Genomic DNA, 21940 nt, shown 5'->3' with positions numbered 1-21940 from the left:
GGCGACAGCGCCGCCGCAGCGATTGACTTCGTTCCGCTTCGCGCATAACTATCTCGGTCGCGTTCGGTGTACGGGAAGCCGGTGCGAATCCGGCGCTGCCCCGCAACTGTATCGGGGGACGACGGCCCATCATGCCACTGCTGCGGCGGGAAGGCGGGCCCGAGTGAGAACCCCAAGCCAGGAGACCGGCCGGACGACTTTGCGGTTGCCTTCCGCGGGGGAGGGTCGCGGGGCGTCCTGCCGCTGGTCGGCGGGATGCCCGTCGTTCCGGTCTAATCTGACGGTTCGATGACGACCACTCTCTGCGCGAGACGATCGCGCCACGAGGGTGGTTATGCGTCAAGTTCTCTGTTGGCTCGGTGCGTTCTGGGTTTTCGCGATCGTTACGACGGTCCGGGTGGACGCCGCCGATAGTACTGAGCCCGCGACGGCCGTAACCGTTTCGGCTGCTTCGCCCTCGACGCCAGTGGCCGTGGGAGCGGCGGCGCCAGCTCACGTCGCGACCAAAAGTCCGGGCACAACGCCTCTATCTCCTACGGCCGACGCCAATGCGAAGCAGTCCCCCGCGAAGCTGCCCGCAATGACGATCGTCGTCACGCCCACGCGGCTTCCCGAACCACTGGGTCAAGCCGGCACGACCGTCTCGGTCGTTGACGCCCAAGAGATCGAGACCCAACAGGCGCGTAGCGCGATCGATGCGCTCGCCCAGGTCCCGGGCGTGCAAGTCGTACAAAGCGGTTCGCCGGGCACGCTGGCCGAAGTCTTTATTCGCGGCGCCGATCCTTCGCAGACGCTGATCATGATCGATGGCGTTCCGGTCAACGACTCGGCAACTTCGTCGTTCGATCTCAGCCGGCTCACTACCGGCGATCTCAATCAGATCGAGGTTTTGCGCGGCGCCGGTGGCGCGCTGTACGGCTCACAGGCGATCGGCGGCGTGATTAATCTGATCAGCCGCGAAGGCTCGGGACCGCCGCAATTCTCGCTCTTGTCGGAGGGCGGCAATAGCTCGAGCGTCAACCAGGTCGGGACGTTCAGCGGAGCCGAAGGCCGGCTCGCCTACTCCGGCGCGGTCTCTTACTTCTCGACCAACGGCTTTCGTCCGATCAACGACAGCTCGGATAATCTCGCCGGTGCGCTGCGCCTCGATTATCATCTCGACGAAAATACGACGATTCGGGGTTTCGCGCGCTATATTCGCGCCAATGTCAGCCTCGTCAGCAATTCGATCGCCTCCGGCATCCCGCTCAACCCCAACGCCCATCAGCGCAACGAGTTCATGCTCTTCAAGGGCGAGATCGACCATCAGTTCTCGGAGCGGCTGAGCACGCGGCTGAGCGCCTTCTACGTCCGCGACGAATTGCGCGAGAACGAAGTCCCCTTTGCGGGAAGCCCGATTGAAGACACCACGCACATCCCTGACGAGACCCGCGGGGGCAACCTTGACGCGGTTTATCAGGAGCCGTTCGGGCTGCGCACGCTGGTCGGTTTCGACTTCCTCGACCGCTGGGTCCATTCGCAGGACGATTTTGTCAGCTTCGCGCCGCCGCCCTTGTTCCGCTCGCTGACGGTCTTCAACGCCCGGCGGCAAGAGTACGCAGGCTACGTCGAGCAGGAAGCGCGGCTGTTCAAGGATCACCTGATTCTTACCGGCGGGTTCCGCGTGGACGGCAACAGCGATTTCGGCAAGGAAGTCAGTCCGGACTGGTCGGTCGCGCTCCCCTTTAACCAATACGGTCTGACGTTGCGCGCCAACTATGCCGAGGGTTTTCGCGCGCCGGCCTTCGACGAATTGTTCTTTCCCGGCTTCGGCAATCCGAGCCTCGGACCGGAGCTCTCGAGCGAATACGACGGCGGCGTCACCAAGACTTTCGGCGAGAAGCTGTCGGTCACCACGACCTACTTCGCGCGGCGGGTGCATAGCGACATCGTTACGGTCCTCTGTCCTTTTAACGCGGTGAGCTGCCCGTTCGGCTTCACGGAGGGTAACGTCGGGCGCGTCGATACCCAGGGGGTCGAGTTTGTGCCCAACTGGCGCCCGCTCAAGGAACTCGATCTGAGCGGCAGCTTCACCTATCTCGATCAGCGGCACGCGCCGCCGCTGTTTAGCCGCACGCCGGTGCGCGTCCCCAAATACTCGGCGGCCGCGAGTGCTCAATACACGCATCGCGATCTGATTCTTGACCATGACCGGACGGCCGCGGCGGTAATCTACAACTTCGTCGGCGACCGCAACGACTTCAACAACACCGGCAGCATCGTGAATCACGCCGCGTACCATCTCGTCGATCTGGCCTTCTCCTATTCACCCGGCTGGCATTCGCGCTTCATCCGCGACGAGCAGTTGGTCGCGCGCATCCAGAACCTGCTCGATCGTCAGTACTCGCAAGCCCTGGGCTTCCCCGCGCCGCCGCTCAACTTCCTGGCCGGCGTGAAGCTCGATTTCGGAGCCGTCAATGCAGCCCATCCCGACGCATTCAGATAAACTGATGGTGCCGGGAAGGGGACCTCTGCATGAAGCGAGCGGCGATGATTTTGATCTTTTGTTGCGCAACCGGATGCATCCAGGTGCCGGCGCCGCCCCCCAGCACGATTACCTCGTGGAGCCCGATGGGCGGCTTTTCGATGTCGTCCGGGTCTAATTGTGCAGGACAAGCCACTCTCACTGGCGGCGCCGCGACAGTTCAGAACGCCTGTTTCTCCGGCGCCGATAACGTCGTGCTCTGTACGGATACGACCGCCGTCAGCGCTGTCCGCTGTACGCCCGCCCTCGGGACGCTGGCGATCGCCGGGTCAAGCAGCGATGTCGTCGCCTACGCGCGGATCCGTTAACCCCGTGGCTGCGTCGAGTCAAAACTGGCTGCGCGAGACGGTTCGCGGTTGAGAGCCGCGCGGGCCTGTGTTAATTCCATACGACGCTCGGGGCGTAGCGCAGCATGGTAGCGCACCTGCCTTGGGAGCAGGGGGTCGGCCGTTCAAATCGGCTCGCCCCGATTTCGCGCCAGTAGCTCAGGTGGATAAGAGCAGCGGCCTTCTAAGCCGCGGGTCAGGGGTTCGAGTCCCTTCTGGCGCGCCACGAGAGCGCGTCGTAGCGGCGCAGCAGCCGCCGCGATGATGGGTTTTGGAAGGGTTGCGTGCGACAGACCGCGACGGCGGTTCTGTGCGCGGTGGTGAGTGTAGCTCAGTTGGCAGAGCACCGGGTTGTGGCCTCGGCGGTCGAGGGTTCAAATCCCTTCACTCACCCCAAAAATCTCTTGTCAGGAAGATCTTGCCAGAAAATCTCCTGCCAGGAGGACGTTTGCCAGGTCGACAGGGTTTCCCACGGTGGGCCGTTAGCTCAGTTGGTAGAGCAGCTGACTCTTAATCAGCGGGTCTGGAGTTCGAGTCTCCAACGGCCCACCACCAAAGGCCAAAAAATGCAAGCTTTTCTCTGAAGCCAACGCAGACATCATCCGACTCGCCAAGCCGAATTGCACCGATTTAGTCAAGCTGGCACGAACATGGAGCGCTGCTTTGCGCCCGTTGGAACGGTTTGCTCTGCTCTCAACGCTCAGTTCCGTTCGCCGCGGCCAGAGCAGCGACTAACCGCCTGTCTTTACTGATCTCGATCCCGACCGCATCGAACGGATTTGCCGGCTGGCGCGTCCATCGTTTACCAAGGCGGTCTTTTCTAATCCCGCCGGCGCCGATTTCGCTCAAGTCAGATGGCCAAAGAGGTCGGGCTGTCGGCTAAAAGTTGAAGCGCCGAACAGATCATCGGTCTGAGCGTCGCGGCTGGAAATCGTGGCTAAGCCAAAGCGTTCTTCGATGAATTTGGCGAAGGACGAAAACTCGGCCATCTTATGGAAGATGTAACCTGGCCGGGCAAAGGGCGAGACGATAATCAGCGGCACGCGGAAGCCGAGGCCTTCGCTATCGAGCTGGGGGGCAGCACGTGATCATAAAAGCCCCCGAAGTCGTCCCAAGTGAGGAAAATCACCGCGCCGGGCCACGACGGACCATTCTGCACGGCACTAATCTGAGTCATGGTCCAGCCCATGCCGGCGCTGATCGAAGAGGGCGGATGCTCGGAGTATTTATCCGGCGCGATCAGCCACGATACTTGCGGGAGATTGCCGCCGGCGGCGTCGGTGGCGAATTGTTGCCAAGGACGAAAGTCGACCGCCCAGTCGGGCCCGCGCCGCACCAAGTTGATCGCGTCCGCAGGGATACCCATTGATAGGCGGTTTGGCCTTTTGGCGGGCCGTAATACGCCCACGACACGTGGGCGGCGTCCAGCTCGTCGAGCAGGCTAGTACCGGTAAAGCACGGCTTGACCGGTCCGGTCAGGGTTTCAACTTTGGTTCCCGCGCGGGAATCACAACCCCAGACCCCCTGCTGCGTCGGATTGTCGATCGCGCCGAAACTCGTGGCCGTCGTCGCATAGAGGTGATTCGGAAAGGACGGGCCCATCGCGCTGGTAAAAAATTCGTCGGCCAGAACGTAGCTCGTGGCGAGATTCCAATAATCCGTGATATCCGCCTGATAGTATTGTCCGTAACCCTCGTGATTGAAGCGGTCCATCAAGCCGTTATCGTAATCGTAGCGGGCGCTCGATTCTGAATGAGGAATATCCTGGATAGCCTTGGTCAAATGCTCGAGCGCCAGCAGCTTACCGCGATGATTTCCGACGGTCACGCCGTCAGCGCCGGGATAGGTGCCGAAATAGTTATCGAGCGTGTGGTTCTCCTTGACCATGATTACGATGTGTAGCACCGAAGTAGGTATTGTCTGGGCGTTCGCGTTGCCAACTGCGGCAATCCACAGTGTCGCCCCTAACATAAGCAATTTTGGTTTCGTCATTTTTCCATTTCTTGGTGGTTTGCAGGGATGAAAGCATTTTCCGAAAGGTTGTCGACTCGTTTAGGTCACTTCAACGGTGTGTTCGCGACCTGTAGAGCCACGGACCGTTCGGGAGTCGGCGTCTCGGGAGCGGTCTCCACAGCCGCGCCTACCCGCCCGTTCATCAGTTTTACCTCAAGCCAAGCCGCGGCGAACAGCCATGAAAGCGAACCGACCAACGCCCCGATCCCGAAGAACAGCAATAACAGCATGTTTTCTTAACTCCCTGCTCGGCAGAGCATGGGCGTTAGCCCCGAATGGCCGCCCGCGATTACTAAGCAACCGGCGTGCCCAGCTCAAGACCACCTAACCATCGCGCTTTAGCGCAAGCTCTGGTGGGTATCGGGCAGAATGCCCCGATGGGAACCGGCCCGGGTGGGGCGGGACGCCCCACTTCACGATATCATCGGCGGAAAGATGGGCGTTGCGGCGGGCGCGCCGGGTGGCACGCAATTCGCGTTCGTTCTATTTTAAGGAAGCTTAGAACCTTGCGCCGAAGACCGCCGATGAAAGTTGGAACCCGACTCACGTTGATGATGCTGGCATTTCTCGGACCGGTCGGGCTGGTCTACACCTTCGTGACTTTGCGCAGCACCACGCTGATTTTTGCCGAGGACCTGAGGGCGGAGGCCAAGATTGCGCAGCGCGCTTTGAATGCCTCGCTCACCCCCGATGTGCAGCAGGGTGAATGGGACGAAGTCCACTATATTATGGCGGCGATCGGCAGCGACGATCTGGTTGCCGCGCTGCTCGACAAATCGGGCAGGATCCGATTTGCGTTGCGGGGTTTTCCGATAGAACCGCCGTCGCTTGAGTGGATTTCGCGCCGGATCAAGTCCACCGGCGCCGCGGAATTTATGCGTCGCGCGGGCGGCCGCACTTGGTATTGCCGGATCGTCGCGCTGGGGCCCGGCGCTTCGGGATACCTGATGGTCGCACAAGACTGGACCGCGCTGAGCAAGGATCGCGATCGTCGCATCGTCGCGGCGCTAATCGCGATCGCCGGAGTGTTGCTGATCGTGGTCACGGTGATTCCATTGGTCGCCCGGCGCTATGTCTCGCGTCCGCTTGCCGACCTCCGCAGGCGCGTAATGAATCTGGACGGCGCCGACGGCTCGCAACCCCGCCCCGGTGGCGATGAGATGACATTGATTTCTGAAGAGTTTCAGCGCGTTGACGATGAATTGGCTAGCGCGCGCCGACGCCTGCTCGAAGAGAGCGAGCGCAAGTTGCAACTCGAACGCCGCCTGCGGCATGCCGACAAACTCGCGACCATCGGGACGCTCGCTTCCGGTTTTGCTCATGAGATCGGAACGCCGCTCGGGGTGATTCGCGGACGCGCGGAATTGCTGCTCAGCGGCTATCCGAATGAACGCAAACTGGCGGAGGCACTGTCGACCATCATCGCCCAGATCGATCGCATTACCAAGATGGTGCGGATGCTGCTTGATCTGGGCCGCCGCCGCGAGATCCTGCGGGCGGCAACGGACGTGAGGACGATCGCCGTTCGGACCATTGAATTGCTCGAGACCGAGGCCGCTCGGCGCGGCATCGCGGTGGTTGCCGAGCTGGGCGCGGAGGCGCTGGTCGTCGACTGTGACCCCGATCAGCTGCAGCAGGTCTTCGTCAATCTCGAGATGAATGCGCTCGACGCGATGGCGGGCGGCAGCGGGACGCTGCGGGTGAGTGCCTCCGCCGCGGACTCAGCGGGCGGCGTGCGCATCTGCTTCGAGGATAGCGGACCCGGCGTCCCCACCGCGATCAAGGATCGCATCTTTGATCCATTTTTCACCACTAAGGCTCCGGGCAAGGGCACCGGAATGGGCTTGGCGGTCAGCCAGTCGATTGTCGCCGACCATGAAGGCGAACTGTCCCTCGAGCCGAATTCCCGCGGCGCGCGCTTCGTCGTGACCCTGCCGGCGGCGGCCCCGCCGCGGGTGCTCGCGCGGAGCGCGTGAGGCAAGGCTCGCATGGATCACAAGGCGACGATCATGGTCGTTGACGACGATAGCGCCATGACCGGCATGCTGGCCGAAGTCCTCAGCGCGGCCGGCTACGCCGTGCTCGCGGCCAATTCGGGCGAGGAGGCGCTGGCGCGCATCGCGCGGGCATGCCCGGATCTGGTGATTTCCGACCTCATGATGACCGGCATCAGCGGCCACGAGCTGCAAGCCGAAATCAAGCGGCAGTATCCGGACCTGCAGGTCGTGATGATCACCGCCTTTGGCTCGATCGAAACGGCGGTGGAATCGATGCGGCTGGGTGCATTCGACTACATCACGAAACCGTTTAGCAACAGCGAGTTGCTGATAGTGGTGCGGCGCGCACTTGCGGATCTCGAGCTCCGTCAGGAGGTGCGCCGGCTGCGCAGCGAATTGGCGCGCAGCTATGGCCTCGAAAGCATCATCGCGGCCAACCCGCGAATGGCGGAGTTGCTCGAGATGGTGCGGCGCATCGCCGACAGTCCGGCGAACGTTCTTTTGACTGGCGAGAGTGGCACCGGCAAGGATCTGCTCGCCCGCGCGTTGCACTTCCACAGCAGGCGGGCGAAAGCCCCGTTCGTCCCGATCAATTGCGCAGCGATTCCCGAGAGCCTGCTCGAAAGCGAGCTGTTTGGTCATGTGCCGGGCGCGTTCACCGGCGCGCGCCAGAACAAGACCGGGCTGATTCAAGCGGCGGCCGGCGGCACGCTGTTTCTCGACGAGATCGGCGAGATGCCGCGGGCGCTGCAAGCCAAATTGCTGACTGTGATCGAAACCAAGCGCGTGCGGCCGCTCGGGGCCACCGCCGAGACCGCGGTGGATGTGCGGGTGGTGGCGGCGACCAACGCCGACCTTGATCAGGCGATCGCGGCGGGCACGTTTCGGGCAGACCTGTACTATCGGCTCTCTGCGATCATCCTGCACCTGCCGCCGCTGCGCGAACGGCGCGAGGATATTCCCCTGCTAATCGAACATTTTATGGCGCGCGCCGCGGCCGAAGCGGCGCGGGCGCCGGCCGCGATCGCGCCCGACGCGATGCAGCGGCTGTTGCGCTACGCCTGGCCGGGCAACGTCCGCGAACTCCAGAACGCGATTCAGCGCGCCTTAATCATGTGCGTTGAAGGCCGCATCAGTCGCCACGACCTGCCCAGCAAGATCGCCGGCAACGGGGCTGACGAGTTTCCGCGTGACGAGGCGTTTGCACGACGGCCGACGCTCGATCAGCTGGAACGCGACTACATCCGGTCGATACTAGGTGCGGTGGGTGGCAACAAAAGCGAAGCCGCGACGATTCTAGGCATCGACCGCAAGACGCTTTATCGTAAGCTCGAAGAGTCGGCGACTCGCGCCGCGTTAGTCGAGGCCGCGGCGCGCAGCTCCGGCCCCGGCGATGAATCGTAAGCGCGCGCGGCGGGTGAACCCGCTCCATCTCGCGCAGAGTTTGACGGCAGCCCTTGCCATATGAGTATCGTTGCGCCCGCATCGCAAGCGTCAGTTTTCACGGTGATGGTCGTCGACGATCAGCACGAGACGCTGACCTCCACCCGCATGTTGCTGGAACATGAAGGCTACCGGGTACTGACCGCGGCCAGCGGCGCGGCGGCGCTGGCAACGCTCCGCGAAGAGCGCGCGCAACTCCTGCTGATCGATTACTTCATGCCGCGGATGAACGGCGAGCAGTTGGTCGAGGCAATCCGTCAATTCGACCGCGACGTGCAGATTATCTTGCAGACCGGCTATTACGGGGAAAAGCCGCCGCGCGAGATGATGCGGCTGCTCGACGTGCAGGGTTATCACGATAAGACGGATGGACCCGATCGGCTGCTGCTGGGGATCGAAACCGCGCTCAAGAGCGCGCGCCAGCTCGCGCGGGTCAAAGGCGCGGAGGCTGAACTGGTCGAATCGCAAGCCGAGTTGCGCCGCCTCTCGATGAGGCTGCTCGAGTTGCAGGAGGAGGAGCGCGAGCGGATCAGCCGCGAACTGCACGATGAACTCGGCCAGCTGCTGACCGCGATTGCGCTGGATCTCGATTGGTCGTCGCGCCATTGCCCGTCGACGCTGCCCGCGCTGGCCGCGCGGCTCGCGGAGTCCAGGGCGCTGATCGAAGATGCGATCCGCGGCACTCGCGAGCTGTGTTCAAGCCTGCGGGTTGATGAATGGCACGAGCGCGGCCTCGCGGCGGCCGTGCGCGCCTGCGTCCGCGAGTTTGAAAAACGCTGTTCGATGGCGGTGAGCTTTGCCGCTTCGCTGGAGGATGAAGAGTTTGAGGCCGAGGTCGTGCGCAACGTCTGCCGCATTGTCCAGGAAGCGCTCAACAACGTGGGGCGTCATGCGCAGGCGGCCAAGGTCGCCATTGAGTTGAGCCGCACCGCAGAGCATCTGGCGCTGTCAGTGGCGGACGACGGGATCGGGTTTGACACCGGCAAGAAGAGCGATCCGCTTGCGTCCGGCCTGATCGGGATGCGTGAGCGCGCCCGGCTGATCGGCGGCCAGCTAACCCTGCGATCGGTGCCTGGCGCAGGGACCCGGATCGAACTGACGCTGCGCGCGGGTGCGCGCGTCGCGCGATGAACGCTGCCGGTTTCGTCGATTCTGCCGGCCGCTTTGAGCAGCTGTCCACCAACGCCCAAGGCGTAATCATCGGCCGGATTCCGCTCGGCAGTGGGCCGGCGCGGGAGCCACAAAGGTTGTGATCAAGCCGGCCAATAGACGGCGTCACGACGCCACCGCCGCGGCCCTCGCCGTGTTGATGATCGCGCTAGCCGTGACCTGCACGATCACCAGCCTGCGCTGGATTGGACGAACCTTCCCCGGCTTTTTCGTAATGGCCAACGGCGTGGTGGCGTCGGTCAGCCTGCCCGACTGGCCGGCCGCTAAGCACGACGTTTACCAGCACGCCGTCATGGCGGTTAACGGAGTGCCCACCAACACCGGACACGAGGTGTACGCGATCGTGGGCCGCCTGCCCAGTGGCGCAAAGATCACTTACATGCTCCGCCAAGGCGACCGCCAGTCAGAGCTAGCCGTCAACTCGCGCACCTTCACTGATCAGGACTATCTGCTGATCTTCCTGCCCTATCTGTTGTCGGGTCTGGGACTGGCCCTCATCGGCATCGCGGTGTGGTGGCTCGCGCCGGAGGCGGCGGGTGGCCGAGCCCTGCTGATCGGTGGAATTGCCGGGGGCGTGTTCGCGATCACGGCCGCGGATTTATATTCGCCGGCGAATTTCTTCAGACTGCATATCCTGGGCGAAGCGTTTTTCCCGGCGGGCCTGCTGATCCATCTGGCGCTGGTCTTTCCAGTCGATCGTTTGCGCCGATGGCGCGGGTGGCTGCTCGCGCTCCCGTATATGATCGCAGCGGCATTGGGCGCCAGCTACGAGTTCTACCTCTACCGGCCGGCGGCCTACACGCTGATCCACAACCTGTGCATGATCTACGCCGGCCTCGGCGGCATCTTTCTGCTTGGCGCAGTAGCCTGGGACTATTGCACCAGCCCGTCTTTTCGGGTGCGGCAGCGACTGCGGATCATCCTGCTCGGACTGCTGGCCGGATTCACTTTCCCCGGCGCGCTGATGCTCTACTCGGGGCTCGCCGGCGGCGCAGTGCCGGTTAATTACGCGGGTTACACCGTCGTCATTTTTCCGCTCAGCGTCGGGTACGCCATTATCAAACACGACCTGTTCGAGATCGATGCGTTGATCAAGCGCGGAGTCTATTACCTGGCGCTGACGGCGACCTTGATGCTCGGTTATCTGGCAATGCTCGCGCTGCTTGATTTGGACCTCAACGCGGCGCATTTAGCCCCAACGCTGCCGGCCTCGCTGGCTTTCATCTCGATCCTGGCCCTGCTGCTCAATCCGCTGCGCAACCTGCTGCAGAAAAGCATTGACCGGATCTTTTTCCGGTTGCATTACGATCCGCGCCGGATGCTCGAAGCGAGCAGCGCGGCGCTCGGCTCGACGCTGCGGCTCAACGAGATTCTGGCCTTTGTGCACGAGACGATCGGCGCCACCGTGGCGGCCCGGGATTGCCGGATATTTCTCCAGCAGCCCGCGCATGGCCGCTACCTTTGCGTCTATCCCCCGATGGACCATCCGCCGACGCTGGCCGCCGATGATCCGCTGGTCGAACGCCTGAAGTCATACCATCAGGGGGTCTTTACGACCGAGGATGGCGAAGAACCCAGCTTCGCGCCGGCCCGGATGGCGCGCGCGCACGAATCCGAGGTCGCGCAGCAGACGATGCTCGCGGCGCCGCTGATGCTCAAGCATGAGTTGCTCGGCATGATTCTGCTCGGGCGTAAGGAATCCGGCGCGTTTTTCTCGGCGGACGACCGGGCTTTCCTTGGCGCACTCGCCAATCAGAGCGTGCTGTCAATCGGCAACGCGATGGCTTATGCGGAAATCGAAGCGCTCAACCTTGCGCTCGAGGCGCGGGTCGAGGAACGCACCCGCGAACTCGCCCGCAGCAACGCCGATCTACGTTCGTCGATCGAACGCCTCGGCCACGCTTATAGTGATCTGCAACGCAGTCGCCAAACCCTGACTCGCGCCGAAAGCATGGCCGCGCTAGGCCGCTTGAGCGCCGGTATCGCGCACGAGATGAACACCCCGCTGGGCGCGTCGATGACCTCGCTGAAACTGATTCAGCAACTGGTCGAAGAATTGCCGCGGCCGGCGCCGACCGGCAATGCCCCACACAACGGCGCCGCCGTCCAGCAAATCATGATGCTGGTGTCCAACACGCGCCAGTGGATCGACAAGGCCGCGGCGCATATACGCAGCCTCAAGGCCCACACGCGCGATCTGGAGCAGGAAGAAAGCCGCACGTTCTCGGTGCGCGAGCTCCTTGAGCAAATCGAGCCCCTGGTCGCCCACCGCTTGCGGCTGGCCGACTGCACGCTCAAGGTCACCAGCGGCCCCGACCCGCTGGTCTTCGGCGACGCGGGAAAGCTCAGCCAGGTACTCACCAATCTGATCGTCAATGCGATCGACGCTTACACCACCAGTCTCCTTGAAGAGCGGACGGTCGGCGTGGATATTCGCAGCGATCAGAGCGCGGTGGTGATTACGGTCAGCGATCACGGCTGCGGCATCAGTCCCGCCAATCTCGACAAGATCTTCGACCAGTTCTTCTCCACCAAGCCGCTCGGCGAGGGCACCGGCCTCGGCCTGTCGATCTCGCGCGATATCGTCACCGCCCTGTTCGGCGGAACGATAAGCGTTGAATCGGCCGTCGACCAGGGCAGCCGCTTCATCGTGTATATTCCGGCCGCGTCGCCGCGCGACAATCCCGCCGCGCCCCGCAAGCCAGGAGTACGCAGCTGAGTGTGACGCTTCCGGCGGCGGGCGCATCCGCCGACTAACCGGGCTGCTAATATCTAAATTCATTCAATTGACTGAATACCTAGGCGGCGCGGCGAGCGGGAGCAGCCGACGCCGGGGTCAGCAATCGATACATCGCGCGGGCATTCTCCCAGCAGGCAAAGTCGCTCTCGATTCGGCGGCGGGCGGCCAGCGCGAGCTTGCGTTGCAGCGTGGCGTCGCCGAGCAACCGCTGGAGCGCGTCGGCCGCGGCGTTGGGATTACGCGCGCCAACCAGGAGACCGGTCTGTCCATGCTCCACCAGTTCCGGGATACCTGAAATGGCGGTGGTCACCACCGGAACACCGGCGGCCATCGCCTCGGCCAGAACGTTGGGGATGCCGTCGCGATCGCCGTCCTCGGCGATCTGCGGCACCAGGGCAAAGGCAGTCGCCTGACAGTAGAGCGCGATCAACCGGTCATGCGCCATCGCACCCGTAAAGGTGACCCTCCCGTCAAGACCAGGTTCCTGCCCTTGCGCCTCGAGGCTCGCACGCAACGGGCCGCCGCCGACGACGATACAACGGAACGCGATGTCGCGCGCCCGCAATATGCGGCACGCTGCGAGCAGGTCGCCCATGCCTTTTTTCGGCACGAGCCGGCCGACCGACAGGATGAGTGGCGGCAGCGCGGTGGCGTTGTTACCGCCATGGCCTGCCAGCGCGGGGGAGCGTGGCATGGCGGGAAACTCGCTCAGGTCGATCCCGTGATAGACGAGATTCAGCTTGCCGGCGTCGGACGGCTCGGCGAGCCCGCCGAGATAGTCCATATTGTAGCGGGTGCAAGTCGAAACGAAGCTGGCGGCATGGAGCCGGCGGCGGATCACCTCGCGCGGAGTCAGGTAGAGATCCTTCGCGTGCGTCGTGAAGCTGAAGGGCACCTCCAGCATCAGGCTCGCCATATGGGCAACGGCGGTGGGCGCGTTGGCAAAATGCGCATGGATATGGCCCACACCAGCGCGCCGGCAGCGGAGCGCGATGTAAGCCGAACGCATGAACTGCTTCCAGACCCCGAGCGGCCGCTGTGACTGCGCCGACCACCCGACGGCGAGCAGCAGGACATGGAGATAGCGCAGCGGCGCCGACGCGAGCATCAGCAGATGCGACCACAGAATCGTACCGATCCGCCGCAGCGGATTGGCCGGGAAATAGGTCACGGGAGCGGCGACTTCGGCCAGGGTCGGATGGGTCAGTTGCTCTTCCGGACGCAGCAGGGAGAAGATTTCGAGGCGCGCGCCCAGACGTTCGAGCGCCCGGATTTCGTTGAGGATAAACGTCTCGGATAGGCGCGGGTAGCGTTTCAGGATGAAGGCGACGGGGGGATTTGCAGGTATTTTCATGGTTCCTCGCTTGCTTGAGAGATAGCGCCGCAGCGCGCTGCGGCGGCGTGCGAATGACTTATTCATAGCGGAGGGCCTCGATCGGCTTGAGCAGCGCGGCCCGCTTGGCCGGGTAATAACCGAAGAAGACGCCCACCGCGGCGGAAAACAGTAGCGACCCCACGATCGGCGTGAACGAAAGCACCGTCGGCCCCAGATCGAGCGCTGTGACTGCCACGGCGCCCAACACTCCCAACACCACGCCCGCCAAACCGCCGGCCAGGCTGAGCAGCACCGCCTCGGCCAGGAACTGCGCGAGGATATGGGTGCGTTGCGCGCCGACCGCCAGGCGGATACCGATCTCGCGCGTCCGTTCGGTCACTGACACGAGCATGATGTTCATGATGCCAACGCCGCCGACTACCAGCGCGATCGAGGCCAGCGCGGCCAGCAGCATCGTCAGCATTCGGCTTGTGCTAGCGGAGGCCTGCGCGATCGCGGTCATGTCGTGCACCGTGAAGTCGTCGTCTTGCCGGGGCTTGAGGCCGTGCCGCTCGCGCAGCGTAGCTGTCAGTTCGTCGATGGCGGAGTCGATCAGGCCGGCGTTGACCGCCTGTGCGTATATGATATTCACCTTACCGAGCATCCGCGGCGCCTGGCCGGCCATCGTGTTGCGCACCGCCTCGACGTTGTAATGGGCCTCAAACGCGGGCGCGGAACCGGGGTCCGCGATTGCCGCGGAGCCCCCGCCCGCGGCGGTCGCGGAGCCCAACACGCGGCGCTCGGCGGTGGTGAACGGGATCATCACCGCATCGTCCTGATCCTGTCCTTCGTTGGTCGCGCCCTTGGGTGCGAGCACGCCGATAACGCGGAACGGCACGTTCTTGATGCGAATCGAGGCGCCCACCGGGTCGTCCGTATCGAACAGATTGGTTGCGACGGTTTGGCCGAGCAGGCAGACGGTGGCCGCGGTGCGCGCCTCCTCATGATTGAAAATGCGCCCGCTGGTCACGCCCCAGTCGCGAATCGTGAAATACTCGGGTCCGGTGCCGACGATCACGGTGCTCCAGTTGCGATCCTCATTAACCACCTGCGCGGCCTGGCGAATGACGTAGGCGACGCCGCCGATTGCGGCATCGTCAGCGCCGATCGCGCGCGCGTCGCCAACCGTCAGCTTGGAGTTGCTGCCGCTTCCGACGCGCACGCCGCTGGCGATCGTAGTACCCGGATGGACTGTCAGCATATTCGTGCCGAGGCTGCGGATCCGTTGCTGGATCACCGCGCTGGTGCCCTGGCCGATCGCCATCATGAGCACCACGGCGGCGACGCCGATCAGGACGCCGAGCATCGTCAGCCCCGCGCGCAGCCGGTTGCGCCCGAGCGAGCGGCGCGCGCTCAGCAGAATCATCGCGGCGAGCGCCCGCCAGGCGCCGCTCTCCGCGATCGCGGCGGGGGGCGAGGGGACCGCATCCGCGATCGTGGGCGGCGCGGCCGGCGCAGTGCGTGGGTTAAGCTGGTCCGTGACGATCAGCCCGTCGCGCAGCGTGATCGTGCGGTCGGCGCTGCGCGCAACCTCGGCGTCATGGGTGACCATCACGATCGTCAGACCCTGCTCGTGGCAAAGCGTGCGGAGCAGGTCGAGGACCTCGGCGGCGTTGCGCGAATCCAGATTACCGGTCGGTTCGTCGGCCAAGAGCACCAGCGGGCGGTTGATCAAGGCGCGCGCGATTGCGACCCGCTGCTGTTGGCCGCCGGAAAGCTGATTGGGCTGGTTGTCGAAGCGGCCCTCGAGCCCCAGCGTCGCCAGCAGGCGCCGCGCGCGCGCCCGCCCCGCCGCGGTCCATCCGGAGTAGATCAATGGCAGCTCGACGTTTTCCAGCGCACTGGTTCGCGCGAGCAGATTGAAGCTCTGGAAGACGAAGCCCAGTAGGCGGCCCCGCACGGCCGCCAGCCCACTGTCGTCGAGCGTGCGCACGTCCACGCCGTTGAGCAGGTAGCGGCCGCCGTCGGGGCGATCGAGGCAGCCGAGCAAATGGAGCAGCGTGGACTTGCCCGAGCCGGACGCGCCCATGATCGCGAGGAACTCGCCGCGCCCGAGCGTGAGGCTGACGCCGCGCAGCGCCAGAAAGGGCTCACCGCCCACTTCGTAGCGCTTGACGAGATCGCGAGCTTCAATAATCGGCGTCATGATGGCTTAGCGCCCGGCCGCGGCCGTGAGTTCGTCGGCAGACGGGGCCCCCACGACTTCCTGGGTCGCAAGCTGATCGCCCAGAACGGGGCCGGGACCGATCAACTCTGCATAGTCGGCGTTGCGCAGGCCGAGCGCGACCGTCATCGGCGCCGGGCGGCCGTCACGCATCACCCAGACCCGCGACACGCGGCGGCCAGGCGATACTGCCGGCGCTGCTGGTTGGGACGAGCGCGCGTCGTGCGGGGTGAAATGGAGCGCGCGGACCGGAATCCGCACGACGTCGTCGCGATGGCCGGTGATGATATTGACGTCGGCGGTCATGCCCGGCATCAGCGTAAGGGCGCGGTTATCGATCGCGATCACGACGTCGTAGGTGACAACGTTCTGCACCGTAATCGGGGCCTGACGAATCTGATTCACCACACCCTGCATCGTGCGGTTGGGAAACGCTTCGACGGTAAAGGCGGCCGGCTGCCCGACGCGGATATTGCCGACGTCGGCTTCGCTGACGTTGCAATCGATCTGCATCCGCGTGAGGTCGCGGGCGATCAGGAACAGCACCGGGGTTTGGAAGCTGGCCGCGACGGTCTGGCCGACGTCGACGTTGCGCAGCACCACGGTGCCATCCACTGGGGAGACGATATTGGCGTAGTTGAGATTAACCTCGGCCTCAGCGAGCGCCTCCTGCTGCTGTTGGGCCAGCGCACGATTAACCTTGACCTGGGCCGCGGCCTGATCGGCCGAGCTGCGGTATTGATCGACCGTATCCTGGGCGACGGCGCCCAGCGGCAGCAGCTCGCGGGCGCGCTGGTAAAGCAGGCGCTTGTAGCCGGCGTCGGCCTGATCGCGCTCGATCGCGGCTTGCGCGTCGGCGAGCTGTGCGCGCGCCTGCGCGACCTTGAGGGTGAAGGGCCGGGGATCGATCCGCGCGATTAACTGGCCGCGCTTGACGCGCGTGTTGAAGTCGGCATCAAGCTCGATAATCGGGCCGGAGACGTAGCTGCCGACCTGCACGGTCGTGACCGGATTGACCGTCCCACTGGCATTGACTGCGCGCACGATCGCGCCGCGGCTAACCGCGGCAGTCGCGTACCAGACGTTGGGCCTGCGGGCGTGTGCGAGGTAGAGCGCGGCGGCCGTCGCCAATGCGATCGCGGCGGCCAGCCAGGTCCATCGCGCGTGCCTGGCGAACGGATGGGCCACCGGCGGCGCGGCGCTGTCAGGCCGCTGGCCGCTAACGTCGAGATCAAGTTCAAATGCCACGGCGGTTGTCCTCCTAGAACTTGGTGTACCAGGGCGCCCGACGTTCGGCGGACGGCGCCAGTTCAATCTGAAAATGGTCGAGCAGGGTGCCGGTGGCGTGCAGTAAGGTTATTCCGGCGACCTGGAAATTGGCTTGAGCGCTCACCTGGCTGGCCTGAGCCGCGATCAGTTCCTGCTGAAATTGCAGGACCTCGTGGCTGTCGGCGAGGCCCAGCGAGTAGCGGCCGTCTTCGGCGCGCAGCGCGGCGCTCGCCAGATCGACGGCCGCGGCCGTCGCGCGCACCTGCTCGCGGCCACGGTCGAGCGCACTCAGCGCGTTCTCGACTTCGCTCACGACGTTATTGAACAGATCGCGGTAACGCAGTTGCTCCTGATCGTACCGGATTCGCGCGTTGGCTAACTCCGCCTGGGCGGTCTCGTTCGCCAGCGGGACATCGAGGTTCAGCCCGGCCTGAAAATGGTAGAAGTTGAACTTGCCCAGGCCGTTAAGCGCGTCGCCGTAGACTCCTTGATAAGGCACGGCGATGCCGGTTTTGGCGGCCCCCCCGCCCAAGGTGGTGGTGCAGTTGCTCGGAAAGATCGCGGTCGAAACGTGGATACAGTTGACGTTGCCGCCGATCGCCGAAACCCCGACGCCGGCAGTCGCATCGAGCTCAGGCAGCGTTTGATTATTGGCATAGTGCAGATCGAGGCGATCGTTCCGCAGGGCGGCCTCGAACGCGGCGAATTCGGGCCGACGATGGAGCGCGTCGTCGAGCGACTGCGTCACGCTCGCCGATAGTGCGACGCTGTTGCCGACCGCCAGGGGCTCGAGGTCGCGAGGCCCGGCGCCCGTCGCGGCGGCGCCCAGGTCGCGCCATAACGCATCCTGCGCCTGCGCCAGCTCGTCTTGCGCCGCGGCTACCTGCGCATTAGCGCTTTCGACCTGGGAGCCGGCCTCCTTGACGGCCAGCGTCGCCAGCAGTCCGCGCTGCGCGCGGGCGCGATCGAGCCCCAGCAACTGCGTCGCGAGCGTCAACGCGCCGCGCGCCACGTCGAGCGCTTCGCGCGCCCGCACCGCTTGCCAATAATCGACGCCCACCGCCAGCACGAAGTCCGACAGGCGCTGCTCCAGCACGGCGCGCGCTTGCGCTTCGCCGGCCTCGGCCATCCGCACGTGGATCGTTGCGAAGCCGAAGCCGAAGTTGCGCAGCAGCGGCTGGCTCAGCGTCGCCGACAGATCCGTGCTGTAGAACGGGTTGAGCCCGAGATCGATATAGTTCGACCGGACGTGGCTATTGTCGAAAGTGAGCGACAGCGAGCCGTTAGTCGACCCCAGCAATTTGGTCAGGCCCAGGTCCCAGCCCTCCTGGCGCTGGTCGGTGATCGGATTACCACCGGTATCGAACAGAAAGCGGGTCGGCAGCACGTCGCGCCGCCAGCTCAGTTGCGAGGTCAGGCTCGGGTCAAACGCGCCTTCGCTGGCGCGGATTACCTGATGGGCCGCAAGGGGTTCAAGCACTTCGGCGCGCAGGGCGGGATTGCCGCGCAAAGCGAGCGTGATCGCCTCCTTGAGTCCGATCGGCCGCGGCGCGCCGAAACTCAGGCGCAGCGGCTCCTGGCCGCCGAGGTCCGCGACCGGCAGAGTTTCGCTGCCGGGCCGCCACTGATCGATGAGCGCCCGGGGCATCCGCAGCGGCGCCGCGTAGGTTTCGGCGGGGGGCGGCGTGATCGTGATCGGCGCTACTTGCGGCACCGGCGCCTGCCCGATACTGGCGATAGCCGGCGCCGCGCCGGCGGCGGCCGAGCTCTGGGCGCGCGCCCGCACAGGTCCGCCGGCGATCGCGATGACGACGAGCGCCGCGAGATAGCGCGCACAGCGTTTCCGCCCGTCAAAAGCTCTACTTGGCAATTCTTTCTCCTTTTCCATTAGGCCGCCTTGACATTCCGTCCGAGCATCTCGCGGTAGTGCCGGCCATGCTGCAGCAACTCCGCGTGAGTGCCGTGCTCGACGATTCGTGCGTGCTCGAAATAAAGAATCAGGTCAGCGTCGGCCGCCAGTTCGAGATCATGCGTTGCGATAAAAGTTGTCTGGCCGTGCGGCAGCCGCTTGAGCGCCGCGATCACCGCCTCGCTATTCTCGCGATCGAGCCCGTTGGTCGGTTCGTCGAGAATCAGCAGTGGGGCGCGGCGGATTGCCGCCCGCGCGATCGCGATCCGCTGGCGCTGGCCGCCCGACAGGGTCACGCCGCGTTCGCCCACCGGCGTGTCATAACCGAGCGGCAAAGCCTCGATAAACTGATGCGCGTTGGCGAGCCGCGCGGCCGCCTCGATCGCCGCGGGCGAGGCGGCGGGCGCGCCATACGCGATATTGTCGCGCACACTGCCGGCGAACAGCACGCTGTCCTGCGGCACGATGCTAATCTGCGCGCGCAGCGAAGCGAGCGTGTAGTCACGCAGGTCGCGGCCGTCCAGCAAAATCGCGCCGCTACCGACGTCGTAGAGCCGCGGCAGCAGGCCGAGCAGGGTCGATTTGCCGCTGCCGGAGGGGCCAATCAGGGCCACGCGCTGGCCGGCGCGAACCTTGAAAGTGATATCGGTCAAAGCGGGCCGGCCCGGCGCGTAGCCGAAGCTGACGTTTACGAACGCTACTTCACCGCGCGCGCCGGCCGCGTCCGCGGCTCCGGGCCGCTCGCATACCGACGGCGTCTGATCGAACACCGCGAGCGCGCGCTCCCCGGCCACCACTGCGCGCGCCAGGCGGGTCGCCTGCTTGGCGAAATCCTTGAGCGGACGGAAGGCGTTGCGCAAATAACTCAGGAAGATCACCAGATCGCCCACGCTCATCTCGCCGCGCTTGACGATATGCGCGCCGAACCACAGCACCGCGGCCATAACCAGCGCGGTCAGCACGTCGAGCGACCGCCCGAGGCTGCCCGCCAAGCGGCTGGCCTTGATCCCTTCGGCTAGACTGTGATCGTTGTCGGCGGCGAAGCTCGCGGCAAAGCTGTCGCCGAGCGCAAAGGCCTGCACCAGTTTGATCGCGCTGATGGTCTCGGCCGCGGTCGCCGCCATCGCGCCGTCGCGCTGGCGCTGGTGCCGGAGCGTCTCGACGATCCGCCGCGCGCGCAACGCGCTGGCCGCCCAGAAGAGCGGTGCGGCGATCAGTGCGATCAGGCCGAGCTCCAGGTTCATCCATAGCATGAAGGCGAGCGTCGCGCACATGATCAGCAGGCCGCGGAACAGCGGCACCCCGGCGGACGTGGTGGCGTCCGTCAGCACGCCGAGATCGCTCATCACACGCAGCGTCAGATCGCCGCCGCGCGCCTCGCCATGAAACGCCAGCGAGAGGCATTGCAGATGGCGGTAGAGATCATAGCGCGCGGCGCTCAGCACGCGATTGCCGGCCGTCGCGAAACCGATACTGTTCAGGTACTCGAAGAGTGCGCGCAGGGCGGTGAAAGCGACCATGGCGATCACCGCAGCCAGCAACAGAGTATCGCCGCTGAGACGATCAAAAATGTCGATATGCCACCCGGAATGATGATGGCGGCCGGCGATAATCCGATCGAAAATCAGCTTGAGCGGCCACGGCTCGATCAGGCGCAAACCCGCCTCGGCAACGAGCGCGAGCATCGATAATGCGATCAGGCTGCGTTGCCTGCGGATGTAGATCCCAAAGCGTCGCAGCAACCGCCAGAGACTAGCGACCGACTCACTCAAAAGCGGTGCGTGGCGATCATTCATGGCGCTGAGACACCGCAGTCAAGTGACGCCGGCGCCCGGCCCAGGCCAGCCAAGGTCCGCGTGAGCACGCTGTCCCAGCTCCGATCTGCGAGCATCGCCGCGCGCGCTGCCATCCCGAGCTTACGGCGCAGTCCGGGATCCGCGGCGAGCCGCTCCAGCGCGTCAGCCAACGCCGCCACGTCGCCCGGCGGGCAGAGCAGTCCGGTGCGGCCGTCCTCGATGACCTCTTCGATCTGCCCGATGCGGCTCGCCACCACCGGCAGTCCAGCCGCCATGTACTCGAAAATTTTGAGGGGCGAGAAATAGAAATTTGCCAGCGGCGGATACGGCGCCACCGCGATATCCATTGAAGCCAGCAAGGCCGGCACCCGCGCCTGCTCGACCGCGCCGCTGAGTTCGGCGGCGAAGGTCACGTCCGGCGCGCGCAGGCGCTCGGTCAAAGCGGCGCGACCCGGCCCGTCGCCCACCATCAGCAGCCGCAGTTCATGATCGCGAAGACGCAACCGGGCACAAGCCTCGACCAGCGTGTCGAGCCCATGCCAAGGCTTAAGGCTGCCGACGAAGCCTACCGTCAGGGCCCCTTGCGGCGCCGGACTGGCCGGCATAATGCCGGGCCGGAACCACTCGGTATCGACCCCATTGGCGATCAGCCGAATCGGTGCATCGACACCCAGCCGCTCCCGCAGATAGGCAGCCACCCCCGCCGACACCGCAACCAGCCGGCTGGCGGCGGCGAAGGCGCGGCCGGCGACCGCTTCGGCCGCAGGCCGATCGTACAGCTGCCGGTACTGGCTCTGCTCGTCGATCAGCGGAGCGTTGACCTCGAGCACGGCGGGAATTCCGGCGGCGCGGCCATATTCCAGCGCCGCGCAGCTCCACAGCGAGTAGCGTTCATAGATCAGCTCGAAGGGACCCCGCGCGCGCAGCGCGGCAAGCAGATCCTGATTGGCCGCCAATTGCGCCTGCTCGGCCGCGGCGTCACGCGAGCGGGGCGCGGGGAGCTGATAGACGCCTACGCCCTCGAGGCCCGGCGGCGGGGTTCCGGCGGTATTGGCCGCGAAGATGGTCACCGTCGCGCCGCGCCGCACCAGCACCCGCACCATCGCCTGGACGTGCACCGAGGAGCCTTTCGAACCCCAAATGGGAATCCCGCGATCGGCGCACACATACGCCACGCGTTGCGGCTCGCGCTTCGCTTCGGCACCGGCCGGCAT

At 64.9% G+C, this 21940-nt stretch carries 14 protein-coding genes, 4 tRNA genes, 1 pseudogene and 1 riboswitch; of the genes and pseudogenes, 10 read left to right on the top strand and 9 right to left on the bottom strand.

The annotated features are described in order from the left end of the window. Positions 1-37: 37 nt before the first annotated feature. Positions 38-209: riboswitch (cobalamin riboswitch) on the top strand. 125 nt (positions 210-334) lie between these two features. The 6 genes from VKS22_17030 to VKS22_17005 all read left to right on the top strand — a co-directional run bounded on the left by VKS22_17030 (position 335) and on the right by VKS22_17005 (position 3402). Continuing rightward, positions 335-2485 (top strand): TonB-dependent receptor, encoded by a 2151-nt coding sequence (locus VKS22_17030; protein ID HLW72311.1) that lies wholly within the window; start codon positions 335-337, stop codon positions 2483-2485. A gap of 29 nt (positions 2486-2514) precedes the next feature. Further along, complete coding sequence (locus VKS22_17025) at positions 2515-2832, top strand: hypothetical protein (GenBank protein ID HLW72310.1); 318 nt, start codon at positions 2515-2517, stop codon at positions 2830-2832. A gap of 88 nt (positions 2833-2920) precedes the next feature. After that, positions 2921-2994: transfer RNA gene (locus VKS22_17020), tRNA-Pro, on the top strand. A gap of 4 nt (positions 2995-2998) precedes the next feature. Next, positions 2999-3076, top strand: a tRNA-Arg gene (locus tag VKS22_17015). A gap of 94 nt (positions 3077-3170) precedes the next feature. Continuing rightward, a tRNA-His gene (locus tag VKS22_17010) sits at positions 3171-3246 on the top strand. Positions 3247-3326: 80 nt separating this feature from the next. Continuing rightward, a tRNA-Lys gene (locus VKS22_17005) sits at positions 3327-3402 on the top strand. 293 nt (positions 3403-3695) lie between these two features. Here the strand turns inward: VKS22_17005 and VKS22_17000 are convergent. From VKS22_17000 to VKS22_16990, 3 genes and pseudogenes are all read right to left on the bottom strand, one after another. Then, a pseudogene (locus VKS22_17000) lies at positions 3696-3896 on the bottom strand (alkaline phosphatase family protein). 193 nt (positions 3897-4089) lie between these two features. Then, positions 4090-4755, bottom strand: a complete 666-nt coding sequence (locus VKS22_16995) for an alkaline phosphatase family protein (protein ID HLW72309.1) — start codon at positions 4753-4755, stop codon at positions 4090-4092. Positions 4756-4907: 152 nt separating this feature from the next. Further along, positions 4908-5093 (bottom strand): hypothetical protein, encoded by a 186-nt coding sequence (locus VKS22_16990; GenBank protein HLW72308.1) that lies wholly within the window; start codon positions 5091-5093, stop codon positions 4908-4910. 294 nt (positions 5094-5387) lie between these two features. Here VKS22_16990 and VKS22_16985 point away from each other — a divergent pair, with 294 nt between their 5' ends. The 4 genes from VKS22_16985 (at position 5388) to VKS22_16970 (ending at position 12192) form a co-directional block, all read left to right on the top strand. Further along, on the top strand, positions 5388-6839 hold the full coding sequence (locus tag VKS22_16985; GenBank protein HLW72307.1) for a HAMP domain-containing sensor histidine kinase: 1452 nt from the start codon (positions 5388-5390) through the stop codon (positions 6837-6839). Positions 6840-6851: 12 nt separating this feature from the next. Next, positions 6852-8264, top strand: coding sequence for a sigma-54 dependent transcriptional regulator (locus VKS22_16980; protein HLW72306.1), 1413 nt, complete (start codon positions 6852-6854; stop codon positions 8262-8264). Between the two features lie 60 nt (positions 8265-8324). Beyond that, positions 8325-9434, top strand: coding sequence for a response regulator (locus tag VKS22_16975; protein HLW72305.1), 1110 nt, complete (start codon positions 8325-8327; stop codon positions 9432-9434). A 118-nt stretch (positions 9435-9552) separates the two neighbouring features. Further along, positions 9553-12192, top strand: coding sequence for an ATP-binding protein (locus tag VKS22_16970; GenBank protein ID HLW72304.1), 2640 nt, complete (start codon positions 9553-9555; stop codon positions 12190-12192). Positions 12193-12271: 79 nt separating this feature from the next. Here VKS22_16970 and VKS22_16965 read toward each other — a convergent pair whose 3' ends face one another. Genes VKS22_16965 through VKS22_16940 form a run of 6 tightly spaced genes read right to left on the bottom strand, consistent with a single transcriptional unit; the run spans position 12272 to position 21940 of the window. After that, the gene (locus tag VKS22_16965; protein HLW72303.1) at positions 12272-13567 is read right to left on the bottom strand and encodes a glycosyltransferase; all 1296 of its coding nucleotides are present in this window, start codon (positions 13565-13567) and stop codon (positions 12272-12274) included. A gap of 58 nt (positions 13568-13625) precedes the next feature. Next, positions 13626-15734, bottom strand: coding sequence for an ABC transporter permease (locus tag VKS22_16960; protein HLW72302.1), 2109 nt, complete (start codon positions 15732-15734; stop codon positions 13626-13628). Between the two features lie 6 nt (positions 15735-15740). Then, positions 15741-17000, bottom strand: a complete 1260-nt coding sequence (locus VKS22_16955; GenBank protein ID HLW72301.1) for an efflux RND transporter periplasmic adaptor subunit — start codon at positions 16998-17000, stop codon at positions 15741-15743. Between the two features lie 13 nt (positions 17001-17013). Continuing rightward, entirely contained in the window at positions 17014-18891 is a 1878-nt protein-coding gene (locus VKS22_16950; protein ID HLW72300.1) for a TolC family protein, read from the bottom strand. A gap of 17 nt (positions 18892-18908) precedes the next feature. Then, on the bottom strand, positions 18909-20726 hold the full coding sequence (locus tag VKS22_16945; GenBank protein ID HLW72299.1) for an ABC transporter ATP-binding protein: 1818 nt from the start codon (positions 20724-20726) through the stop codon (positions 18909-18911). Continuing rightward, a complete protein-coding gene (locus VKS22_16940) occupies positions 20723-21940 on the bottom strand; it encodes a glycosyltransferase family 4 protein (protein ID HLW72298.1) in 1218 nt (405 codons plus the stop codon). Before VKS22_16940 ends, VKS22_16945 begins: the two co-directional genes overlap by 4 nt.

It is taken from the genome of Candidatus Binataceae bacterium, from assembly GCA_035308025.1.
In the GTDB taxonomy this organism is placed as follows: Bacteria; Desulfobacterota; Binatia; order Binatales; family Binataceae; genus JAJPHI01.
This window is presented reverse-complemented; position numbering and strand designations above follow the sequence as displayed.